The organism is Caballeronia temeraria, from assembly GCF_001544795.2.
GTDB lineage: Bacteria > Pseudomonadota > Gammaproteobacteria > Burkholderiales > Burkholderiaceae > Caballeronia > Caballeronia temeraria.
The window spans coordinates 517,843-539,115 of the sequence record NZ_FCOI02000001.1 but is presented as its reverse complement, the minus strand read 5'-3'; the positions used below and the strand labels follow the sequence as shown (position 1 = coordinate 539,115).

Genomic DNA, 21,273 nt, shown 5'->3' with positions numbered 1-21,273 from the left:
GCTGCAACACTTGCCTCAGCGAGCCAACCTCAAAGAACTAAACATTAACCCCCGTTGCACTTCGGTTTGAAACCGCCTTGAGTCTTTTCTGTTACTCCCCCTCGTGCTGCAAAATCACGCTGCGACTCGCTAAGCTCATTGCGCGCACGGCGTAATCGAATTCGGAAAGCTTCCAATCTGTTTTTCATTCGCGTTCTAGCCTCGCCTTGATAGAGAATCGCCATCTTGGCAAGATTGTTGAGTTCGCGCGTGCTGGCACTCGTCCTTGAGCAAATTCGACAGCAGAAGCTCACAAGACGGACGCTCGACCATAGCAAAGTTATGAAACCACCGTCGCCGCTTCGCGTTTTCGCCCAACTCCAAAATCTATCAGTTATGCGAACATTAAGATTTGATGCATGCTATTGATCTCTTCGCCATTCCGTTCTCTGCAGGAGCTCAAGACTAATACCTTTGATACGACAGATCCGGAACACATGATCCGAACTTCCGCTGAGACACCGTCGAACGGTTTGGATCAGGAGGAGTGTCCACTGACCTATCACAGGAAGCTGACTCCAACCCTTAAATCTCTTCTAACCGTAATGCAGGATCTGATGCAATCGCGCTGAGGTCATCGATGCCGAGTCGCCACGATATATTTTGGATCTCACACGGTGGCGACCAGCGGGCGACGAACGAAGGTGTGCAGGGCGCCCTTTTTTATGCGGGTCGACCGGGTTTGGGTCCCTTACCAACCCGCCTCTGAGCCCGAGGCTCCTGCGCACGAACTCCGCCGGCGGCCTCATGGGCTCAGAACCGGTTTTGCCGCCGGGGCCTTCGGCTTCGGATGCGCGCAGCGTCCAGGAGCAACACTTTTCCCCTGTTGTCAGCACGACCGACCGTGGTTCAATCGTGTCCTGCCTGGGCGCGGTGCCCTCCACCGGCGATCGAGAACGACGCCACGAACGACCGACCGACGACGAGGGACCTAAGCCGTGAGTACCACCCCCACCGCCGCACGCCCGCCGATCTAGCAACTGGTCCGGGACGCCGTCATCCCTTTGGGCCGCGAGACCAGCAACGCTGAGATCAAGCAGCTGCTGGCGCAGGGCTACCCCAACTGGAACGAGGGGACCGTCCATTGCCAGATCAGCATCTGCACCGTGAACCGGGTGGGCCGGGTCGGCTACCCCGAGAACAAGAAGCCCCGCCTCGCCAACGGTCGGTACGACTTCCTGTTCGCCACCGGGGCGTGGCAAGGTCGTGTGGTACGACCCGGGCGAGCACGGCCTGTGGGCGATCGAGGAGACGCCCGACGGTTTGAAGGTGCGCCGCGTGGACGAGTCCACCGAAGAGGTAGCTGCCACGTCGGACATCGACGCCGCGGAACCGGTGGACGACGGGTTCGGGGATGGAGCGTTCGCACTGGAAGGCCACCTGCGGGACTACCTGGCGCGAAGCCCGCCCAGCACCACCGCGCACGGCCCCCTGAGTCTGTTCGTCGATGCCGACGGACGGGACGGAGTGGAGTATCAAACGGATTGCGGCCCTGCGGACCTGGTGTTCCTGGACCGCGATGGTAACTATGTGGTGTTCGAGCTGAAGCTGGGCCGGGGCCCTGACGCAGCCCGCAACCAAGTGCAGCGTCACATGGGGTGGATCGAGCACCACATCGCCAACGGAAAGACCGTGTCCGGAGTGATCGTGGCGAACTCGATCTCCGACAAGCTCAAATACGCCGGCAAGGTCGCGCCCAGGGTCCAGCTCATGGAGTACTGTTTGAGTGTCGAACTGGCACCGGTCGGCCTGAACGTGGTGGCATCGGGAGGTCGGGCATGATGGCGTGGTTGTCGCACGCCTGGACGGCTGTGCTTTTGTTCGTCACGGAGCTCAACGAAGGAGAGTTACGGTTGCTGACCGGGGCTGTGTCGGTGGTGACCGTGCTCATCTCAGCATTTGCCATCACGCAAAGGGACGCTGCCTGAACTGAGCGCGCTGTCCCGAGAGCTTCGGCCCCCCCCTGACCGCGTTTCCCAGTCACCAGACCTCGATCTGCTGCAACGCGTCCGCGGCGCCCGCCGTCATGGGAACGGTCGGTCCCGAGTCGATTTTTCTCAGATCTCTGCTCCCCAAAGGCCTGTCCAGTACGCTTAGCAGAAGCGTGATCGCAACGTGGGCGTCCTTCGAAGCCCTGGCGCGCATTAGTGCAGTGAAGCAAGAAAGGCTCTTAATCAGCTGTTCGCCGCGTGTCCGGGTGAACTGCCGCAGTCGGCCAAAAGGCGACCTCCGAAAGCGGGTGGCGAGTGACCGAAAAGCTTGCACAAGCTGCCGCCCTCAATCAGCCCAAGCGCTGGCTGCCGAGGGGTTGCCACTCAACGCAGTCACCGCTCATCGTCTCCAAGGAGGCTCATTTCACGAATCGCCGTCATCCAACCAAACGATGTCATCCCGCCACTGCTCATTCTGAACGAAGCCCGCCAGCTTTTCTCGCAGCATCGCGGTCCAAGCAGTCACGAATCGGGACGAGGGCGCATCGCGCAACGTGGTTATCGCGACCGTCGAACGTATCGAGGGTCGATTGATTGCCTGTGCTAGTACATCGCCTCTCGCTGCTTCGTCGCGGATCGCGATTGACGTAAGGATAGAATATCCGACGCCAGCTTTCACAAGCTGCTTGGTGAGAGCAACGCTATCCACCTCAAGCTCAACCCGAAGCCGAATGCCATGTTGGACGGCAGCGTGTTCGATGACGCGCCGATTGCTGTGCGGCAAGCCCGGCAGAATCAACGGAAGGTTGGCGAGGTCGCGAATGTGAAAACCCTCTTTGGGCATTTTCGTGCCCGGGGGAGCGATCAGAATCATCGGCTCACTGTAAAGAGGACGGACGTTGAACGCATCGAGCGGAGGCTGGTTGTACACAACGGCCAAGTCGACCCGTCGGTCCAGCACCCATTCCTGTAGCGAGCTGCTCTGTCCCTCGCGGATATGCAACGAAACCCGGGGAAACACGGCCCGGAAACTGCGGACAAGCTCGGCGCCAATCAAGGTACCCATCGTGGGCGGTAGACCCACGGCAAGGTACCCTCGCTCCTCATCAACGCTCGCCCTGACATGCTCGCCGGTTTCGCCCACCATTTGTGTGATGACTTCTGCCCGCTCCAGCAAGCGGGCACCAGCGGCAGTCAATCGCACGCCACGGCCGTGCCGAACGAACAGCGGCACCCCAATTTCTTCTTCGAGCTTGGCAATTTGGCGGCTCAGTGCGGGCTGTGCGATGTAGAGCTCGGCCGCGGCCCGATTAAAACTGCCGGCGCGCGCCACATGGATAAAGTTCTTCAACTCGCGTACGTCCATATGCCCTTCGAGTTATGCTTGGATGGCATACCTTCGTATAGTTACTCGGTCTTTGTCAAGCCTCTGCGGAGCTCTTATGCTTGAGCCAACAAATACAAGACAGAAAGAAGTGGAGACGAGTCAATTTCAACGGATCGCAAAGTGCGCATCCGAACTTCAACAGGCGTGATGACACTGGAACGGTGAAATCAGCCCGACTCGCATTATTCCGCTCCCGCTCTCTGCCCACAGAAACTTGACCAGTGCCAATGGCCGGGCGGGCTTCGAGTGCCCATCGCTCAGTGATTGGACGCGAGGTCAACGGTACAGGCCGATTCACGGCCAATAGTCGATATAGGAGACGAGATGAAGCGGTTAAAGCAATTACATGTGCAAGTACTCATCGGACTTGCGTGTGCAATCGTCTTGGGGTTGACGAAGCCCGAGTGGGCCGTCGCGATGAAGCCGCTCGGCGTGGGCTTCATCGCCTTACTCAAGATGATGCTGGCTCCCATCATTTTCTGCACGTTGGTCCAGGGTATTGCCCACGTGAAAGACCTGCGCATGCTCGGCCGCATGGGCGTCAAATCGCTCGTGTATTTCGAAATTGTGAGCACCGTCGCGATGATTCTCGGCTTCGTGATGGTGAATGTGTTCCAACCCGGCACCGGGCTGCACGCCACGAATATCGCTGAAAGTCAGGCAGCGGTAAAGGCGACAACGAGTGCCGGTGGCATCTCCGCCGTTGACTACCTGCTGAGTCTGATCCCGCATACGCTTGTCGATGCATTCGCGAAAGGCGATATCGTTCAAGTGCTGATCATCTCACTGCTCGCGGGACTCGCGCTAAACATGGCCGTAGGTCCCGAGTCGATCCTCCTGCGCGGTATCGACGAAGCACAGTCGGTTCTCTTTCGCATGCTTGCGTTCATCATGAGGCTTGCGCCGCTGGGTGCATTTGGCGCGATGGCTGCAGCGATCGGGAGCTACGGCAGCGTGACGCTGATGTACCTGCTGAAGGTCATCGTTTTGTACTACGCGGCGTCGCTGCTCTTCGTCTTTGGCGTGCTTGGCAGCATTAGCTGGATGATTGGTTTGCCTTTCTTCAGCATTTTGAAGCTGATTCGGGACGAACTCCTGCTCATTTTTGGTACCGCGTCGAGTGAAGTTGCTCTGCCTCGCCTTATTGAAAAGCTTCAGCGCTCCGGTTGTGATGAGGCGGTCGTCGGATTTGTTCTTCCAGCGGGGTACAGCTTCAACCTAGACGGCACGTCCATCTACATGGCCATTGCGATCGGCTTCGTGGCGCAGGCGACTGACACACCGTTCTCCCTGGGGCAGCAACTTGGACTGCTCGCTATCTTGAGTCTTACCTCGAAGGGCGGCACGACGGTCGCGGGTGGTGCCTTCGTCAAGTTGGCTGCAACGTTGCAATCCGTGCGGAGTCTGCCTCTCAGCGGTCTAGGCCTCCTCTTCGGGATCGATCGCGTGATGGCCACGGCGACGGCCCTGGTGAATGTAGTAGGCAACACACTTGCCGTCTTCGCGATCGCCCGATGGGAAGGAGCCTTTGACGCAAGCGCGTTCGAACGAGAGACCGGTGCTAAAACGCGCCGCTCATGCCTCAAGCAGCAGAAGGGCGCCGCTACGACTGCTACGGCCCAGTCGAACTGAACTCACCGAGGGTACAACGCTCATGACACGTCTTCCTCCAATCGACCCCGCGCAACTTGATACAGAGCAGCGGGCCGTGTACGACGCAATCGCCAATGGTCCGCGCAAGGGTGTACGAGGACCTCTCGCCGTCTGGCTGCATCGACCGAAACTCGCTGATCGCTCCCAGGCCTTAGGCCGCTATTGCCGATACGACAGCAGCGTGCCTGCCCGGCTGTCGGAGCTCGCCATCATGTTCATGGGCCGCTACTGGCTTGCCGAATACGAATGGGCTGCGCACAAGCCGTTCGCGCTCGAGGCCGGCGTGTCGAACGAAGTCATCGACGCAATCCGCGTCGGCAAGATTCCTCCATTCACCCGTCGAGACGAAGAGTTGGTGTTTGCTTTCCTCACCCAGTTGCATGAACAGCGAAAAGTTGACGACGCGCTATATCAGGAACTTGTCGAGGAAATCGGCGAAGGCGGCGTTGTGGACCTTGTCGGCATCGCCGGCTACTACACGCTGATCTCAATGACCATCAAAGTTTTCGAAGTGCCGCATCCGCCAAGCGTGGCACCGGAACTTCCCCAAGAATCGAACTGAGGAGCATCAAGTGGAAACTTCGCAGAATCCCATCGATAACACGAATTCAGGACGCCTTAACGGTAAGGTTGCTATTGTCACCGGCGCGGGCTGTGTGGGTCCCGGATGGGGAAACGGACGGGCAGTTGCAGTCCTCTTTGCGCAAGCAGGAGCCAAGATCTTCGCGGTCGACAAGAATCCCGAGGCGATGGAGGAAACCGTACGCCGAGTGCGCGAGGTCGGCGGTGAAATCACTTCCTACGGCTGTGACGTCACGGACTCGACCGCCGTTCAGGCGATGGTCGAGACGTGTCGCGGGAAGTACGGGCGTGTCGACGTTTTGGTGAACAACGTCGGCGGTTCGGCCGCGGGTGGTCCCGTCGCACTCTCCGAAGATAAATGGGACGCTCAGGTCGCGTTCAACCTGAAAAGCGTGTACCTCATGTGCAAGTACGTACTTCCAGTGATGGAAGCCCAAGGCAGCGGTTCCATCGTGAATACCGCATCGACCTCTGGCCTGCGCTGGACCGGCTCCGCCCAAGTCGCGTACGCCGCATGCAAAGCCGGCGTTATCCAGCTGGGCAAAGTGGTCGCGGTCGAGTACGCCAAAAAGGGCATTCGTGTGAATACGGTCGTCCCTGGGCAACTGCACACGCCGATGGTCGAGGCGCGCCTCGCCGGGCAACGCTCGGGTGGAGACGTGGACAAGTTGCTGGAGAGCCGCGTTGCACGTATTCCGCTCGGTTTCATGGGAGACGGCCGCGATACCGCGAACGCCGCGCTGTTCCTGGCGTCGGACGAAGCGCGTTTCGTCACCGGCACGGAAATCGTCGTCGACGGCGGCATGACCGCACGGTGCGACTGATGAACAGCCTGCACACGACCGGTGGCCGGTGGGACTGCCACACGCATATTTACGGACCGTGGCAAGACTACCCTCTTCCCGAGGACGCGGTCTATCGCCCCCAAGAGGCGCCGCTGACGGCGCTCCTTGAAATGCATCGGAAGCTGGGCATTTCCCACGGGGTACTGGTTCAAGCGGCATGCTACCGGACCGATCACGCCGCGCTGCTCGACGCGCTCTCGCACACCGAGGGCCAATATAAAGGCGTCGCGCTCCTCGATGGCTCGGAAAGTGACAGTCAGCTGGAGGCGCTTCACGACGGCGGAATACGCGGGGTCCGTTTGAACTTCATGGGGCACCTTGCTGAAGCTCAGAATCTAAGCGAGCTCGGTGGGCTTGCCGAACGGGTTGGTTCTTTGGGTTGGCATGTTCTGCTCCACGGCAAGCTGGATCAGGTCCTTCCCGTTCTCGCCAGTTGGCGCAAGCTTCGCACAACGTTGGTCATCGATCACATGGCACGTCCCGACCTCGATCTCGACGCTGATATCGAGGGGCTGGTGGCGCTGAGAAAGTACCTGGACAACGAACACCGCTGGATCAAGCTGTCCGGCGTGGACCGGATGATGGGTGGCTCGGATAAGCCATGGTTCAAGGCCTTACCTCACGTACGTGGGCTGCTCGCGGCTGCGCCTGATCGAGCGATTTGGGGCAGTGATTGGCCACATCCCAATATCCAGGGCGACGTACCGAGCGACGCCAAGCTTCTCGAGTTCATCGAAACGGCCTGCGGCGATACTCAAACCGCTGATGCGGTGCTTGTTCATAATCCCCGCCGGCTTTACCTGTAGGTGGCATCATGCGCACAACGACAATCACTCAGGAGACAGGGTACAGCGCCGAACAGGCTGCTTGCAGAAAAGCAGCGTGGCGCATCGTACCTCTGCTGGCGCTCGCCTACTTCGTCAACTATCTGGACCGCACGAACGTCGGCTTTGCCGCACTCGCCATGAATCGGGACCTCGGGCTGACGGCATCGCAGTTCGGCTTGGCTGCGGGCATCTTCTATGTCGGGTATTGCTTCTTCGAGGTGCCGAGCAATCTCGCGCTTTATCGATTTGGCGCACGACGTTGGTTGGCGCGAATCATGATTACCTGGGGCCTGTTCGCCGCCGCCACGAGTCTTGCGACCGGCCCGATCAGTTACTCACTGCTTCGTTTGCTCGCGGGCGTCGGCGAGGCCGGTTTCTTTCCTGGGGTCATCTTCTTTTTGACATTGTGGTTCCCGGCACGCTATCGCACGCAGATGATGGCGTGGTTCCTGGCGGCCGTACCGCTTTCGTCGGTGTTCAGCGGCCCCCTGTCGGTCTCAATGCTCACGCTCGAGGGCTGGCTTGGACTTCACGGCTGGCAGTGGCTTTTCATCCTCCAAGGACTTCCGGCGTGTCTGCTCGGCATTCTGTGTCTGAAATTTCTGAGTGACTCGCCGGACAAGGCGCATTGGCTAACGGCCGAGGAGCGCTTGGCTTTGCAAGCGGCCGTTGAACGTGAGCGTCCGGCGAACGTCGAGAAGCACTTCGTTCGGTCGCTTTTGGACTGGCGCGTTTGGTTGCTAACCGGCATCCTTTTCAGCTACATCATCGGCATTCTCGGCATCGGCGTCTGGCTGCCGACGATTCTAAAGACGCACGATCTCGGCAACACGGAGATTGGGCTGCTTACCGCGCTTCCCTATGTCGTTGGAAGTGTGGGGATGCTTCTGTGGGGCCGAGTCTTGGCTCGCTCTCAGCGCTATGTCAAACATCTTGCGCTGACCTGCGGGCTGGCAGCGATCGGTTTCTTTTGCTCGGTGGTCTCGGACGACCTGGTGCCGGCAATGGCCGGCTTAACGATCGCAGTGATTGGCCTCTCGTCGGTGCGCACGTGCTTCTACAGCATTCCAGCGACGTTCCTCGGCAAGGAAGCAGCAGCCGGCGGACTAGCGTTCATCAACTCTGTCGGCAGCCTCGGTGGCCTGGTCGGCCCTTACATGGTGGGTTGGCTCAAGGATACGACAGGCTCTTTCAAGGCGGGGCTTATTGGAATGGGCGCGATGCTCGTGCTCGCAACCGTTCTGACTGTTGTTCTGCTGGTGATCATGAATAGGAAGGACGCGAGATGAGCACATGGCAACCCAGTATGCGTACTCCCGACCCTGCAATCCGCGCGTTGGACAAACGATTCGAACATTACCGCCTGGCACATGCGAAGGTCGAACGCTTATGGACAGGGTGCCGTTGGGCGGAGGGACCCGTGTGGTTCGGAGATGCAAACTTGCTTTACTGGACCGACCTCCCTAATGAGCGCATCTTGAAATGGGATGCATCGACTGAGCGGGTTTCGACCTGGCGCGCGCCATCAAACAAAGCGAATGGCATGACCCGCGACCGCCAGGGCCGACTCATCGTTTGCGAACACGGCACCAGGCGCGTCACGCGTACTGAATACGACGGACGGGTCACTGTGCTTGCCGACCAGTTCAACGGAAAGCCGCTTAATTCTCCCAATGACGTCGTCGTTACTCGCGATGGCGCGGTGTGGTTCACGGACCCGCCATTTGGCCTCGTGAGTGACTACATGGGACAGGTAGGAGAGCCAGAGTTGCCGGCATGCGTCTATCGGCTCGACCCGCAAAGTGGGCAACTCGAATGTGTCGCCGACGACATCGAAGGTCCAAATGGCCTCGCGTTTTCGCCGGATGAGCGTGGGCTGTACGTCGTCGCATCCCGAGCCCGCCCGCGAACCATCATGGCGTTTGACGTTCTCGATGGCCGGAGGCTTCGGCAGGGCCGCGTGCTCATCGATGCAAAAGACGGGACGCCGGACGGCTTTAGAGTCGACGTCGACGGAAACCTGTGGTGCGGGTGGGGCACCGGCACCGAGGAGCTGGATGGCGTCCGCGTCTTCGCGCCGGACGGTACGGCGATTGGACACATAGCGCTGCCCGAGCGTTGCGCGAATTTGTGTTTCGGCGGACGCGACAACAACCGCCTCTTCATGGCCTCGACCACATCTTTGTATGCGCTGTTCGTCAATGCACGCGGCGCAGTCTAGACCGCGAGCAATCCGTATTCATACAGAAGGAGACAAGTAATGGTAGTCGGAAAGAAATGGTCAATGCGCGCGTCCGTCGTGGCGCTCGTCTGCGCAGCCGGATTTAGCGTGGCAGCGCAAGCGGCGGACGTTCATGTGCTCGCAACCGGTGCACTATCCGCCGCATTCAAGCAACTGGTCCCGGCGTTCGAGCGCGACACCGGCAACCACCTGTTGATTTCCTGGGGTCCATCCTATGGCGCGTCTCCCGACGCCCTGCCCGTGCGCATCAAGAGCGGCGAGCCGATGGATGTCTGCTTCATGATCGGTGCCGCGCTCGACGAGCAAATCAAACAAGGCGTGTTCGTCGCCGACACGAGGACCGACATTGCTGAATCTGCAGTCGGGGTGGCGGTACGCCCAGGCATTCCGAAGCCGGACGTCTCGACGCCCGAAAAACTCAAAGCGGCGCTCCTGTCTGCCAAGTCCGTTGCCTTCTCGGAAGGGGCGAGCGGAACGTACATCACCGGAACGCTGTTCCCCAAGCTCGGCATTGCCGAGCAGATGAAGGAAAAGAGCGTGCTTATAAAAGGTCGTGAGCTGGTAGGTGCGGCTCTTCTGCGTGGCGATGCAGACCTGGGTCTTCAGCAAATCAGCGAATTAAAGGCATTCCACGACATTCAATTCGTGGGTCCCCTTCCGCGAGAAGTACAGAAGGTGAGCGTCATTTCTGGCGCAATTTCGAAGAACGCCCGGCAAGGCGATGCGGCGAAAGCCTTCCTCGTCTATCTGAAGTCAAAAAACGCCGTAGCCATCTTCGACAGCACCGGACTCGAGCAGCCGCAGACGCACTGATACCCAAAAACAGCGACCCGAAGCTGCGGAGAACGCTTGTACCGCCGCTGGGTCGTTGTCGTGCCTACTTCCAGGAGATATCTATGAAATTCGCAACAAGCGCACTTGCCGCGGCACTCTTCACTCTTTCCGTGGCCGCGTTCGCAGCAACCGGTACTGCCAAGATAACCGACGACGTCGTCAAGCATGACAACGTCCAAATCGAGGTGCTAAGCCAAGGCACGGGCCCGACCGTCGTCATCCTTCCGTCTTTAGGACGTTCGGTGCGCGACTATGATCAGGTAGCCCAGTACCTGGTCGCAGATGGCTTTCGAGTGCTGCGTCCGGAGCCGCGCGGTGTTGGCAAAAGCAAAGGACCGATGGAGAACCTGAGCGTGCATGATTTCGCGTCTGACGTCGCGATGGTCATCGACGAAAAGAAAGCGGGCCCGGTGGTCGTGGTCGGACACGCGTGGGGCAACTTCGCCGCGCGCCAGTTGGCTGCGGACCGTCCCGACCTCGTCAAGGGCGTCGTTGTGGCAGCTGCCTCGGCAGGCAAAGTTCCACCAGGCTCGACCGAGAAGCCAATCAACGCCGAAATGCGCAAGGCGATCGACGGCGCGGGGGACCTCAAGCTGCCGGAGGCACAGCGGCTTCAGTACCTTAAGGAAGCGTTCTTCGCGCCCGGAAACGACCCGAGCGTTTGGCTGAGCGGGTGGCATCCCGAAACGCACGAGGCAGAGGGACATGCTCGCAATACGACTCCGGTCGACGATTATTTCGCTGCGGGCACTGCACCGATTCTGGACTTGCAGGGAGAGAACGATGCAGTGGCACCGCGTCGATTTTCCCAGGTTCTCAAGTCCATGCTCGGCGACCGGGTGACGGTGGTCGTACTGCCGAACGCGGGCCACGCCATGGCGCCTGAACAGCCGAAAGCGATGGCCGACGCAATCTCCACTTTCGCCAAGCGCGTGAACCAATAACCTGACGTCGATACTCAAGCGGCAAAGCGGATCGAAGTTCACCGCTTCGCCGCAAGGAAGAGCAACCTCTCGATGGCATACAACATGGACACGGAAGTATCGATGGATGGGTTCAATCCTCGCCGGCGCGCCCTGGCGTTGAGTCTGGCGGCGGGATGGATGGCGGGCTCATGGAATAGTGCCATGGCACAGGCGGCGGAAAGCCACCGATTCTCAAACTCTTCCGGCAGTGAAAACCCTGCGTTGAAGGCGCCGCCGTTGGCGTGCGACGCGCATATCCACATCTATGACGATAAGTTTCCTATCGTTAATCCAGCCGCCGCACTCCCGCGTCAGGCGACGGTCGACGACTATCTGCAAATTCAGAATCGGCTCGGGACGACCCGAACGGTCATCGTCCAGCCTTCGAACTATGGAACAGACAACCGCGTCACGTTGGACGCGATCGCAAGACTCGGGGCGGCTAAAACGCGCGGCATTGCGGTTATCTCCACGGACATATCCGAGAAGGAACTGCTTGCGCTGCATCGAGGTGGAATTCGCGGTGTGCGATTTTCTCTTTTTGAACCCAAGAATGCCGTGACCCGGGTCGATATGATTGAGCCGGTCGCCACCCGAATTAGCGACTTGGGCTGGCATGTGCAGCTACAGATGCGTTCAGACCTCATTGTCGAGCAAGCTGAAACGTTGAAGCGTCTGCCGTGCCCTGTTGTTTTTGACCACATGGCACGGTTGCCATCAACTGAATCGGGGCGCGAAGCACATAACGTTGTCCGCGGGATGCTCGATCAGGGACGCACGTGGGTCAAAGTATCTGCGGCTTATCTGAACACGAAAGTAGGCCCGCCGACCTACGAAGATGTGACAGCAATGGCCCAATCGTATATCGCGGCGGCTCCCGAGCGGGTCGTCTGGGGAAGCGACTGGCCGCACCCGACTGAAAAGACGCATAAGCCAGACGATGCGCAACTGTTCGATCTACTCGCCGCATGGGTGCCCGACAAGAGAGCACTACAGCGTATTCTTGTTGATAATCCGGCGACGTTATACGGCTTCCAGGCTTAGCAATTTGGCGGAGTCTGTTCGACGTCTTGACTTCTTTCATACAAGGCGCGTCTGCCTGCTGGCTACAAAGCCGACAACTGATCGCCTGGCCGGCCGGCCGCCGGCGCCTTGACTTTGCGAGCCAGCGGCCCGTGATCTCTGCGAATGAGACCAGCAGCCGTTTGCTAGAGCTGTGCACCCGCCAGTGACTGGCTGCTTTACATCGTCCTTCGGACAAGCGGGTCCAACGACCCGACGGCCGAAAAGGGTCGGCTTTTGCCTGTCTCTGCTCGTATTGTTGAGCAGAGAAAGATCATCGGAGCATCACATGTCCTGACGCACGCCTTTGCTCCAGCACCGAAGCATGTCAAGATCGTCCGGCAATTCGACACTCTGATCGGGCAGACACGAACATGGAGCTTCGGCATCTTCGCTATTTCATCGCTGTCGCCGAATTGCGCAGCGTGCGCGCGGCATCCGACCACCTGCACGTCACGCAACCGGCGATATCCCGGCAGATTCAGGATCTCGAAGACGCCATCGGCGCAACGCTGTTCGAACGAACGCCGCGCGGCCTGAAACTGACGCCCGCTGGCGAGGCCTACCTGTCGGAAGCGCGCGAGATTCTCGACCGCGTCGATGCCGCCAATCGGCTTGCGCGCCGCATCGCATCGGGCGTGCAGGGGCAATTGCGTATCGGCTTCGTCGAGAACGCTGCATGGAGCGGCATCGTTTCGCGCGCGCTGAGCGCTTTCGAGCAGGCCGCGCCGAATGTCGCGCTCGAACTCACGCCGATGAACACCCCCGAACAACTCGATGCGTTAGCCGCAGGCAGGCTCGATGGCGCTATCGCGTATCGCATCGGCGCGCTGCCCGAAGGTATCGAAAGCGTTCATGTGCTCGATCAGGGCGTCGTGCTGGCGGTGCCGGAATCGTGGCCACAAGGCAGCGCAGGCGCCGTCGATGCGCAAGAACTCGCGGGCAAACCGTTCATCTTGTTTCCGCGCCGCGTCTATCCCGCGTATTACGACCGCCTGCTTTCCGCGTGCGCCGAACGTGGGCTGACGCTCGATATCCGTCAGGAGGCGTCGACGGAAACCGCGATTCTTTCGCTGGTATCGGCGGGAATGGGGGCAGCCATCGTCAATGCCGCGAATCGCGACCGGCCGCCCGCGCGCGTGCGCTTCGTCGAATTGCGCGATCTCTCAGTGCCCTTGCCGCTCGAATTCTGTTTCGTTGAGCGGGCGACCAATCCCGCGCTCGAGCGTTTCGTCGAACTGCTCTCCTAGCGGCTCGACTTCCTCGCGCGCGATGCCTTGAAGGCATCACCCGTCGCAGAAAACGGCATTGGCCGGACATATTTTCGTCGCCGATAGTAAAGACACCCCAAGCTCTTTACCGACCGCGCCATGTATACGTCCGCTTCACTCATCGCCACCGATATCGACTATGAACGCACCGGCTTCCAGACGGGCACGCTGCGTCTGCCGTATTCGCACGACCGCTCGGCTTACGGTCATGTGCCGATTCCCTTGGCCGTGCTCAACGCAGGCGCGGGCAGCGGCCCGACCATCCTTCTAACGGGCGGCAATCACGGCGACGAGTATGAAGGCCCCGTAGCGCTGATGAAGCTCATGAACCGCATGCCGTCGATGACGATATGCGGCCGCCTGATCGTGATTCCCGGCATAAACTTCCCAGCCTTCACCAACGGCACGCGCACTTCGCCGATCGATCGCGGCAACCTCAACCGCTTGTTTCCCGGTGCGCGCAATGGCCAGCCGACGGAGATGATTGCGCATTACGTCGAGACCGAATTGCTCCCACTCGCCGATGTCGCGATCGATCTTCACGCGGGCGGCGCGTCGTTCGAGCACGCGCCGACGCTCCTTGCATCTCCGCCCGCCCAAGGAGAACAGCGCGCGTTGTACATGGACCTCGTGCGCGAATTCGGCGCGCCGAACACGATGGTCATGGATCTGCTCGGCGAGGATCGCACAATGGCCGCGGCAGCCGAACGGCACGGAAAGCTTTTTTTGTGCGGCGAATTCGGCGGACACGCCGGCTGCGATGCGGCGAATCTCGCGATCGTCGAGAGCGGATTGCAGCGCGTGTTGCAACGGCTCGGTGTGATCGCGGACGCAGGGACCCTGGCGCCTCATACGACGCGTTTCCTGCGCGTGGAAGGCGCGCGTCATTACATATACTCGCCGCTTGCCGGGGTCTTCGAACCGGCGTTCAAGCTAGGCGATCAGGTACGCGAAGGTCAACTTGCCGGACGTCTCTTCGATCCGCATCGACCGTGGCACGCACCGCTTGATATCGCGTTTCGTGGCGACGGCATTGTGATGTGCATGAGGACCTTCGCGCGCGTCGAACCGGGTGACTGTATCGCGTTGCTCGCTTCAGAAACTCACGCCGATTGAAACGCGTCCATCGACCCCGGAGAGTGCATATGAGTCATTACCCCGCTTCGAGCCGGGCCGCCGATGATGCGGCAGCCCTCGCACCACGTAGCAGCGCGCGGCATCCTGTGTATATCGTGCTGCTGTTCTTCCTGTGCTTTGCGTTTTCCTATCTGGACCGTCAGGTCGTCAGCATTCTTGTTCAGCCGATCAAGCAGTCGCTTGCGCTCACGGACACGCAGATCGGTTTGCTGCAGGGCTTTTCGTTCACGATGTGTTACGCGACGGCGGGTGTGTTCGTCGCGCGCCTCGTCGATCGCGGCAATCGCGTCAGGCTCATCGCCGTATGCATCGCCATCTGGGCGATCTCTACGGCGGCATGCGGCTTCGCGACCAACTTCACGGAACTGCTTCTCGCGCGTGCCGGAACGGCGATTGCCGAGGCCGCGCTGAGTCCCGCCGCGTTGTCGATCTTCAGCGACATCTTCGCGCCGCGCCGCGTTGCACGCGCGAGCAGCGTGTTCATGCTCGGGCCGTATGTCGGCGGCGGCGCGGCGCTGTTCGGCGGTGGCATGTTGTTGTCGGCAGCGGCGACGGGACAGGGCACCGCATGGCTCGGGGCGCACGGGTTTGAGCCGTGGCAAGCGGTGTTCCTCGCGGTGGGCGTGCCCGGCCTTTTCCTTGCTGCTCTCGTTGCGATCACGGTTCGCGAGCCGGCGAGGCGCGAAGAGGACACGCATGACGCGCGCACGCACAACGAGATACCATCGTTGCGCGATGTGCTGGTTGAACTGTTCGTGCGCAATCGTTTTTGCCTGCCGTACTTCGCGGCATACGTCGCATTGATTACCCTGTTCTATTCGCACGCCGCGTGGTTTCCGACCTTGCTGATGCGACATTTTGATCTCGCACCGAGCGTGGTAGGACAGATGGCTGCACCCGCGTACATGATCGGCGGCATCCTCGGGGTTGCAAGCGGGGCGCTGCTTGCAACACGCGTCACCGACGACACCACGCTGCGCAAGGTGCTCGGCTTCTCCACATGTGCCGTTGCGTTGCTGACGCCTGCCGCCATCGCCATGCCGCTCGTCGCAAGCAGCAACGTGGCCATCGTGCTTTATGGAGTCAGCGCGTTGACTGCCAGCATCGCGATGGGACTCGCGCCCGTGCCGCTGCAGATTGCCGTACCAAACCGAATGAGAGGTCGTTCGCTGGCGCTGCTTGTTTTCATGACGAATGCGATCAGCGGCGGTGTGGGCCCGCTGTCCGTCGGCTATCTGAACGAACGGCTTGGAGCGACAGGCGCCAGCCTCGGCGCGTCGCTAGCGATCGTCGGCGGCGCGGCCGCGTTTGTCAGCATGATTCTCTACGCATTCGCAACTTGCCGGGTAGCAGCCGCGAATTCGCGTTGATACCAGGAGCACACAACCATGACATCAGCCGCTTTACACGCTCATCATGTCGGCGCAGCGACCATCACGCGCGTCGACGAGACCTGCTTCGCAATCGCGCCGGATCGGCTGTTTCCCGCGTGGTCGACAGACGACGAGCGAGCGCTCGGTGACCGATTCGCCGTCAACACACTCGACCTCGCCAATGCGCGCGTGCAACTGAAGACGCATCTCTGGGTGGTCGAGATCGACGGCGTGACGCTCATCGTCGATACGGGAATCGGCAACGGTAAGTCGAGGCCGTTCAGCGCGTTATTCGACAAGCTCGATAACCCCGTGCTCGAGCGGCTCGAATCAGCGGGCTTCTCACGGGACAAGATCGATTACGTGCTGCTTACGCATTTGCATGTCGATCACGTCGGCTGGAATACGCATTGGCAAGACGGCCGCTGGGCTCCGGTGTTCCCGAACGCAACGTACGTGTTTGGCGAGAAAGAGCGCGATTACTTTCTTATGCCGGAGGGCGAATCGCGTCGTATCGTGTTCGAAGACAGCGTGCTGCCGGTGATCGAATCGGGTCAGGCGCGCGTCGTACCGGACGAGGGCGAAGAGATTCTCGACGGCATTCGCTTCATGCCGACCTTTGGGCACAGCATCGGGCACATGGCGATTGAGATCCGCTCGCGCGGGGAAACGGCGCTCTTTTCCGGCGACGTGATGCACAGCGCCGTGCAGGTGCATCGACCGGAATTAAGTTCGATGTTCTGTCTCGACCAGCAGCGGGCGCGTGCGTCGCGAGCGCGTCTGCTCGCGCATGCAGCCGGCACGGGCGCGACGGTATTCGCCGCGCATTTCGCCGAGACGTCGGCCGGAACCGTCACGCGGACGGCGGAAGGCTTCGAGTGGCGATACGCGTGAATGAACAGGTAACGCTGAAACAATAATGACTTTGTGCGTCTCCGATTTCGACTGAAGACGCTCGCCCGCATTGTCGTCTGTCTGCGCTTGATGACCGTGAACCGGCGACCTGCTGAGCACGCGTGCCAATGCACCGCGGAGAACCGGGCCGATGTCCGAAAGCGGTTCGTATTTCGACGTTGGTGTTTCAGCCGCCAAAGGCTGTTCAGGTTCGTAAAGACTCATTCGCGCCTGCCGACGGTCGTTTCAGCGGTGCAGGCCGGCGAATGAACGCAAATGGACGGGCTACCGCCCACACAGTTCGTAACCGGCGAAGGTTGGCTGTGTCGGCAACCGCACGCTTGGTGAGCTTGCAACGGACGGAATTGCAATAGCAGACACATGCGCGGCTAGTGGGCGGATGAGTCAAACAAGATTTTGCCGCCACGCAATTTCGCCGGCTCCCGCGGCAACTCTTCAAGCCGTCAATCTGCGACACCGGATGCTGCTCCATCTCGGCGATGTACCAGTGGGCAGAACTATCCTGTATGAGGTGTGCAGATCGTCGTAACGGGGCTCCCACCGTTCTCCCAACTATGCTTCGGAAGTTGTTCTAATACGGGGTTACACGGGTTACATGGGTTACGTTCGCCTAAGCTATTGATTTAAGAGCTTATTTTTGTAACCCATTTTGTAACCCAGACATCGCGTAACCCCGGTTTCGGGTTACACCGCTCTGGCTGTAACCCGTGCAAATCGCGATGGGTTACGTTTTCTTCGGATCGGGTTACGCCGAAACCCTTGTGTGGCAAGGCTTCCCGTCTGCGTAACCCGTGTAACCCGTGTAACCCGCGCTTTTTCAGGTGGGTAACGAATATTTCCACATCTCGGACGTGAAAACGTAGACTTTCGTGGGACCTTTGTCAGGAATGCGCTCGGCTCGGACAGAGCGACCATCGGCAGACGGGCGAATCCAGCCGGCGCAAATGAGTGTTTTGGCCACCGAACGCGCTTCGAACCCATTGCAGACTTCGCGTTTGAAGATCTCTGGAAAGACTAAATACTCCACGCCTGCATCCCCTTTGCGACGGAAACCCGCTCGATTGATGGTCGGCCGCTCCGACACATCGTTGAAGTCGGTAAACCGCGACTCTTCATGGGCCTCGAAGAACGCCTTCACGTGCGAGAGTATTACGCCTTGCTCGTGATTGCCCGCGCCGCCTCGGTTCTCTAACCATGCTCGAAAACACGTCGCTGATGCCGCGAGTGCCTCACCGGGCTGCCAACCGGTAACTCCTCGATCAGTCGCATATTCGCCAGCCAAGCCGATGAGAGCGAGTCGCTCACAAACGCGGTGTGCTTGCCCGCTGGCATCACCCGGCAGATTATCGGCGAGGAACTTGGCTGTTTCCTGACGTAAGTACTGCTCGATCACCTCGGGCTCTTTGGCGATCGCATTAAGCATCTCGATTGCGGCGACGCCGTAGCTTCGCTTGCAGCCCTCATTGATCAGCGCTGAGAGATTCGCGCCGCCGACTTGCCCGTGCAGCGTCTCGAAGAGGCCGAAGCCGCGACCAGCATCAGCCGGAACTTCGACGAGGCGCACCTCCTGACCGGCTTTGGCCTTTTTGCCGCCCGCTTGCATGTGCTGTGCGAGGCCGATCTCGCCGGCCGACAGGAACAGCAGTCGCCACGATTGCCGCGCACGCGCCGAGCCGGTTCGCCCCGCGCGCGCCTTGCCGCTGCCGTTCGCCAGCATGTAGGCGATCTCGCCCGCCTCGCGGGGATCGACCTGCGCCAGTTCGTCGAGCACCAACAGGGTGTCGTTGTGGAGTGCTGCAAGCCCTTCGAGGCCGTTCGCCGTCGCTCGCCACCGCTGCATGTATTCCGGGCCGCCATAGACACTACATGCCGCGCGAAGCGCCGTCGTCTTGCCCGTAGACGAATCGCCAACCAAATTCAGACCACCCGATTCCTGACCGGAATACGCCAACATCATCCCGGCGAACGCCGTCGAGACCGCGACCAACATCCGCGAGTTGCCTGAGCAGTAAGCGGCGACGTCGCGCTTCCAGTCGTCCAACGTTCCTGCCTGTGAGTAGGCGCGCATGATTGCCTCCGATTGAAAGATCACGCGTTCAGCTGATATGCCGATGGTTTGGTCTGGGAATACGAAGGCTCCGCTGTGCCAGCCTGTACGCGTTACGCATCGCCCGCGCGCCTTCGGTTTGGCAGTTGTCACGTATTCGGTGAGCTTGTTGCGGGCGCGGAAACTCGGGGCAATGTCTAGCCCCAACCGTGCGAGCTCGCCACGCATGTCCGCGCCGTCCGAACGCAACATCTCCATGGGCATCGCCCACACGTGCGGATGATCGTCGGCGTCCTTCCATTCGAGCAGCCGCCCCCAGTTCTCCGAGGCGCGGTCACGCACCAGCGCGCGAACATGAAGCGGCGAGCAGATCCAGTGAGGCATGCCATCGTCGTCTGTGTAGAACACACCTTCTTTGCTCACAGAGAAGCCACGCGGCACGCAGCCCTTATCCGGTTGCTCGTCGCCATCGGGCTTCGCGGCCCGTTCAACCTGCGCGGCGACCGCCGCCGCTCCGAACCGTGTGTGCATATCGTTGAAGTCGGTCTCGTCCTGGTTGCGTTTGTCGCCGAATTCGGGTGTGGCCACGGCACCCGCAACGGATCGAGCTGCCTCGACCGCCTTCTGCTGCCCGTTTCCGAGATCGGCGAGTACCGTGATTTCGGCATTCGGATGGGCGACTCGCATCGCCTGAGCAACCTTCATCAGGTTGCCCGCCGAGAGCGCCGCCACCGTGGCATGGCCGGTGCACAAATGAGCTGACAGCGCGGTCGCGACGCCTTCGGCGATCAGGATGCGCGCGCAATCTAACGGAACTGCGCAGACGAACCAGCAGCCGCCGGCTTTCTCGCCGCGCGCCAAGGCGGCCTTGCGGCCTGACTCGTCGATCATCTCGACAGTGGTGACGGCGCCGTTGATCATCACCGGCGCGATCAGGATCCGGCCTTCGAGCTGCGCGCCGCCGGACTGTGGACGATAGCCAATCAGCATCTGGACCTTTTCGACATCTAGCTCACGAAGGGTGTCCACCGCCGCGACGCCCTTGCGCACCAGGTAAGGATGATCGTCACGCGCCCGTTGCGACTTCTCAATGAGGGCGAGCGCGAGCGTTGCCGCATGTTTGCGGTCCTTCGCTCTTTTTTGCTCCTCTTTTTGTACGCGGGCATCGCGTTCGGTCCGGCGGCGTTCAACCTCCACCGGATCCACGACAATTGCCGCCTTCGCGCGCGGGTTGTAGCCGTACCTCTTTGCGATCGCAAACAAAGTAGCGATGGTGATGCCGCCATCAGGACGGATCGAACGCCACGTGTCGCGAACGTCCGCCGCGACGTAGTTCGGGCTGCCCTGGCTCCATTGATCGAATATCTCAAAGCCCGCGTCGCCTTCCTCATGCTTTAAAGAGGCGGCGACGCGAAACCAAACGTCGCGATCGACGTCCGGCGGGATGAACGACAGCGCTTCGAGGATCCGCTGATGATTGTCAAAAACGGTGCTCATTGCTTTCCTCCCGCAATCACACCTGCGCGTGCAACTACGCGAGCGAAAGCGAGGTTGCTGCCGATCGCTGCCGTCGCTTGCCCCGCGAGAACGCGCATGCGCGGCGAAGGTTCGCGCTTGGACATCATGGTTTCGAGCAGATCGGTACGGCGGAATCCCTTCTCAGCGGCCGCAGCAAACACCACGTCGAGGACGCGGCGTGCAAACTGGCGCACGTCATCATCGGCATGCTTTGCGTGGAACACGAGAAAGCCGCACATGAGCACGCATTCAGTAGGGCTCGCGTATTCGCCTTCGGCGATCGGAATGCCCAGCTCGTAGTTCTGGTTCACGCGATTGTGCGCGCCGCCGACGGTAGATTGCTTCCGAAGGCGCTCCTCCCAAATATCTGCATCGCTGCGCAAGATGGCTTGGTGTTTTGTAGTTTTCTTTTTGCTGTTCATACGACCTCCTTTGCGGCAAGCGTCAGCCCCTGAATGACCTGCGGCAGTAACTCAGGGCGCACCATCAGCCCTTTTTGCGTTGGTACGAAGTCACCTGCGGCATTCACTACCAACAGCCGGACATCGACGTACTGGCGACCCTTGAAGCAGCGATGCGAGACCCGGATCCGCTGCGTAGGGCTTTTCTGGATGTCAACCACGACTTGTTCTTGACTGTCCATAA

At 60.2% G+C, this 21,273-nt stretch carries 19 protein-coding genes and 1 pseudogene; 16 read left to right on the top strand and 4 right to left on the bottom strand.

Annotated elements, in window-relative coordinates:
• Window positions 1-1,043: 1,043 nt before the first annotated feature.
• From AWB76_RS43235 to AWB76_RS40625, 3 genes and pseudogenes are all read left to right on the top strand, one after another.
• Window positions 1,044-1,154 (top strand): annotated as a pseudogene (locus tag AWB76_RS43235) (DUF7669 domain-containing protein); the annotation flags it as partial.
• Between the two features lie 91 nt (window positions 1,155-1,245).
• On the top strand, window positions 1,246-1,821 hold the full coding sequence (locus AWB76_RS02475) for an endonuclease NucS domain-containing protein (RefSeq protein WP_244173199.1): 576 nt from the start codon (window positions 1,246-1,248) through the stop codon (window positions 1,819-1,821).
• A complete protein-coding gene (locus AWB76_RS40625) occupies window positions 1,818-1,967 on the top strand; it encodes a hypothetical protein (protein ID WP_157696038.1) in 150 nt (49 codons plus the stop codon). Before AWB76_RS02475 ends, AWB76_RS40625 begins: the two co-directional genes overlap by 4 nt.
• Window positions 1,968-2,394: 427 nt before the next feature.
• Here the strand turns inward: AWB76_RS40625 and AWB76_RS02470 are convergent, their stop codons facing one another.
• The gene (locus AWB76_RS02470; protein WP_061158509.1) at window positions 2,395-3,336 is read right to left on the bottom strand and encodes a LysR family transcriptional regulator; all 942 of its coding nucleotides are present in this window, start codon (window positions 3,334-3,336) and stop codon (window positions 2,395-2,397) included.
• A 345-nt stretch (window positions 3,337-3,681) separates the two neighbouring features.
• On the opposite strand from AWB76_RS02470, the gene AWB76_RS02465 reads away from it, so the two are divergent.
• The 13 genes from AWB76_RS02465 (at window position 3,682) to AWB76_RS02405 (ending at window position 17,042) form a co-directional block, all read left to right on the top strand.
• Window positions 3,682-4,989 carry a cation:dicarboxylate symporter family transporter gene (locus tag AWB76_RS02465; RefSeq protein ID WP_061158508.1) on the top strand — a complete coding sequence of 436 codons (1,308 nt, stop codon included), beginning with the start codon at window positions 3,682-3,684 and terminating at the stop codon, window positions 4,987-4,989.
• 22 nt (window positions 4,990-5,011) lie between these two features.
• Window positions 5,012-5,572 (top strand): carboxymuconolactone decarboxylase family protein, encoded by a 561-nt coding sequence (locus AWB76_RS02460; RefSeq protein ID WP_061158507.1) that lies wholly within the window; start codon window positions 5,012-5,014, stop codon window positions 5,570-5,572.
• A gap of 10 nt (window positions 5,573-5,582) precedes the next feature.
• Entirely contained in the window at window positions 5,583-6,416 is an 834-nt protein-coding gene (locus tag AWB76_RS02455; RefSeq protein ID WP_235366197.1) for an SDR family NAD(P)-dependent oxidoreductase, read from the top strand.
• Window positions 6,416-7,243: an amidohydrolase family protein gene (locus AWB76_RS02450; protein ID WP_061158506.1), complete on the top strand. Its 828-nt coding sequence runs from the start codon at window positions 6,416-6,418 to the stop codon at window positions 7,241-7,243. The genes AWB76_RS02455 and AWB76_RS02450 overlap by 1 nt, the downstream gene beginning before the upstream one ends.
• An 8-nt stretch (window positions 7,244-7,251) precedes the next feature.
• Window positions 7,252-8,553 (top strand): MFS transporter, encoded by a 1,302-nt coding sequence (locus tag AWB76_RS02445; protein ID WP_061158505.1) that lies wholly within the window; start codon window positions 7,252-7,254, stop codon window positions 8,551-8,553.
• Entirely contained in the window at window positions 8,550-9,485 is a 936-nt protein-coding gene (locus tag AWB76_RS02440; protein ID WP_061158504.1) for an SMP-30/gluconolactonase/LRE family protein, read from the top strand. Before AWB76_RS02445 ends, AWB76_RS02440 begins: the two co-directional genes overlap by 4 nt.
• Before the next feature lie 39 nt (window positions 9,486-9,524).
• Complete coding sequence (locus AWB76_RS02435) at window positions 9,525-10,319, top strand: molybdate ABC transporter substrate-binding protein (protein ID WP_061158503.1); 795 nt, start codon at window positions 9,525-9,527, stop codon at window positions 10,317-10,319.
• An 83-nt stretch (window positions 10,320-10,402) separates the two neighbouring features.
• Window positions 10,403-11,284: an alpha/beta fold hydrolase gene (locus AWB76_RS02430; protein ID WP_008345171.1), complete on the top strand. Its 882-nt coding sequence runs from the start codon at window positions 10,403-10,405 to the stop codon at window positions 11,282-11,284.
• Window positions 11,285-11,368: 84 nt separating this feature from the next.
• Window positions 11,369-12,349, top strand: coding sequence for an amidohydrolase family protein (locus AWB76_RS02425; protein WP_244173198.1), 981 nt, complete (start codon window positions 11,369-11,371; stop codon window positions 12,347-12,349).
• A 392-nt stretch (window positions 12,350-12,741) separates the two neighbouring features.
• Window positions 12,742-13,617, top strand: coding sequence for a LysR family transcriptional regulator (locus AWB76_RS02420; protein ID WP_061158502.1), 876 nt, complete (start codon window positions 12,742-12,744; stop codon window positions 13,615-13,617).
• A gap of 120 nt (window positions 13,618-13,737) precedes the next feature.
• Window positions 13,738-14,754 (top strand): succinylglutamate desuccinylase/aspartoacylase family protein, encoded by a 1,017-nt coding sequence (locus tag AWB76_RS02415; protein ID WP_061158501.1) that lies wholly within the window; start codon window positions 13,738-13,740, stop codon window positions 14,752-14,754.
• A 29-nt stretch (window positions 14,755-14,783) separates the two neighbouring features.
• Window positions 14,784-16,145: an MFS transporter gene (locus AWB76_RS02410; protein ID WP_061158500.1), complete on the top strand. Its 1,362-nt coding sequence runs from the start codon at window positions 14,784-14,786 to the stop codon at window positions 16,143-16,145.
• 18 nt (window positions 16,146-16,163) lie between these two features.
• Window positions 16,164-17,042, top strand: coding sequence for an MBL fold metallo-hydrolase (locus AWB76_RS02405; RefSeq protein ID WP_061158499.1), 879 nt, complete (start codon window positions 16,164-16,166; stop codon window positions 17,040-17,042).
• 838 nt (window positions 17,043-17,880) lie between these two features.
• Here the strand turns inward: AWB76_RS02405 and AWB76_RS02400 are convergent.
• From AWB76_RS02400 to AWB76_RS02390, 3 genes are read right to left on the bottom strand one after another with little or no spacing between them, the layout of a single operon-like run.
• Window positions 17,881-20,607, bottom strand: a complete 2,727-nt coding sequence (locus tag AWB76_RS02400; RefSeq protein WP_061158498.1) for a DUF927 domain-containing protein — start codon at window positions 20,605-20,607, stop codon at window positions 17,881-17,883.
• Window positions 20,604-21,050, bottom strand: coding sequence for a hypothetical protein (locus tag AWB76_RS02395; RefSeq protein ID WP_061158497.1), 447 nt, complete (start codon window positions 21,048-21,050; stop codon window positions 20,604-20,606). The genes AWB76_RS02400 and AWB76_RS02395 overlap by 4 nt, the downstream gene beginning before the upstream one ends.
• Window positions 21,047-21,271, bottom strand: coding sequence for a transcriptional coactivator p15/PC4 family protein (locus AWB76_RS02390; protein WP_061158496.1), 225 nt, complete (start codon window positions 21,269-21,271; stop codon window positions 21,047-21,049). The genes AWB76_RS02395 and AWB76_RS02390 overlap by 4 nt, the downstream gene beginning before the upstream one ends.
• Window positions 21,272-21,273 lie beyond the last annotated feature (2 nt).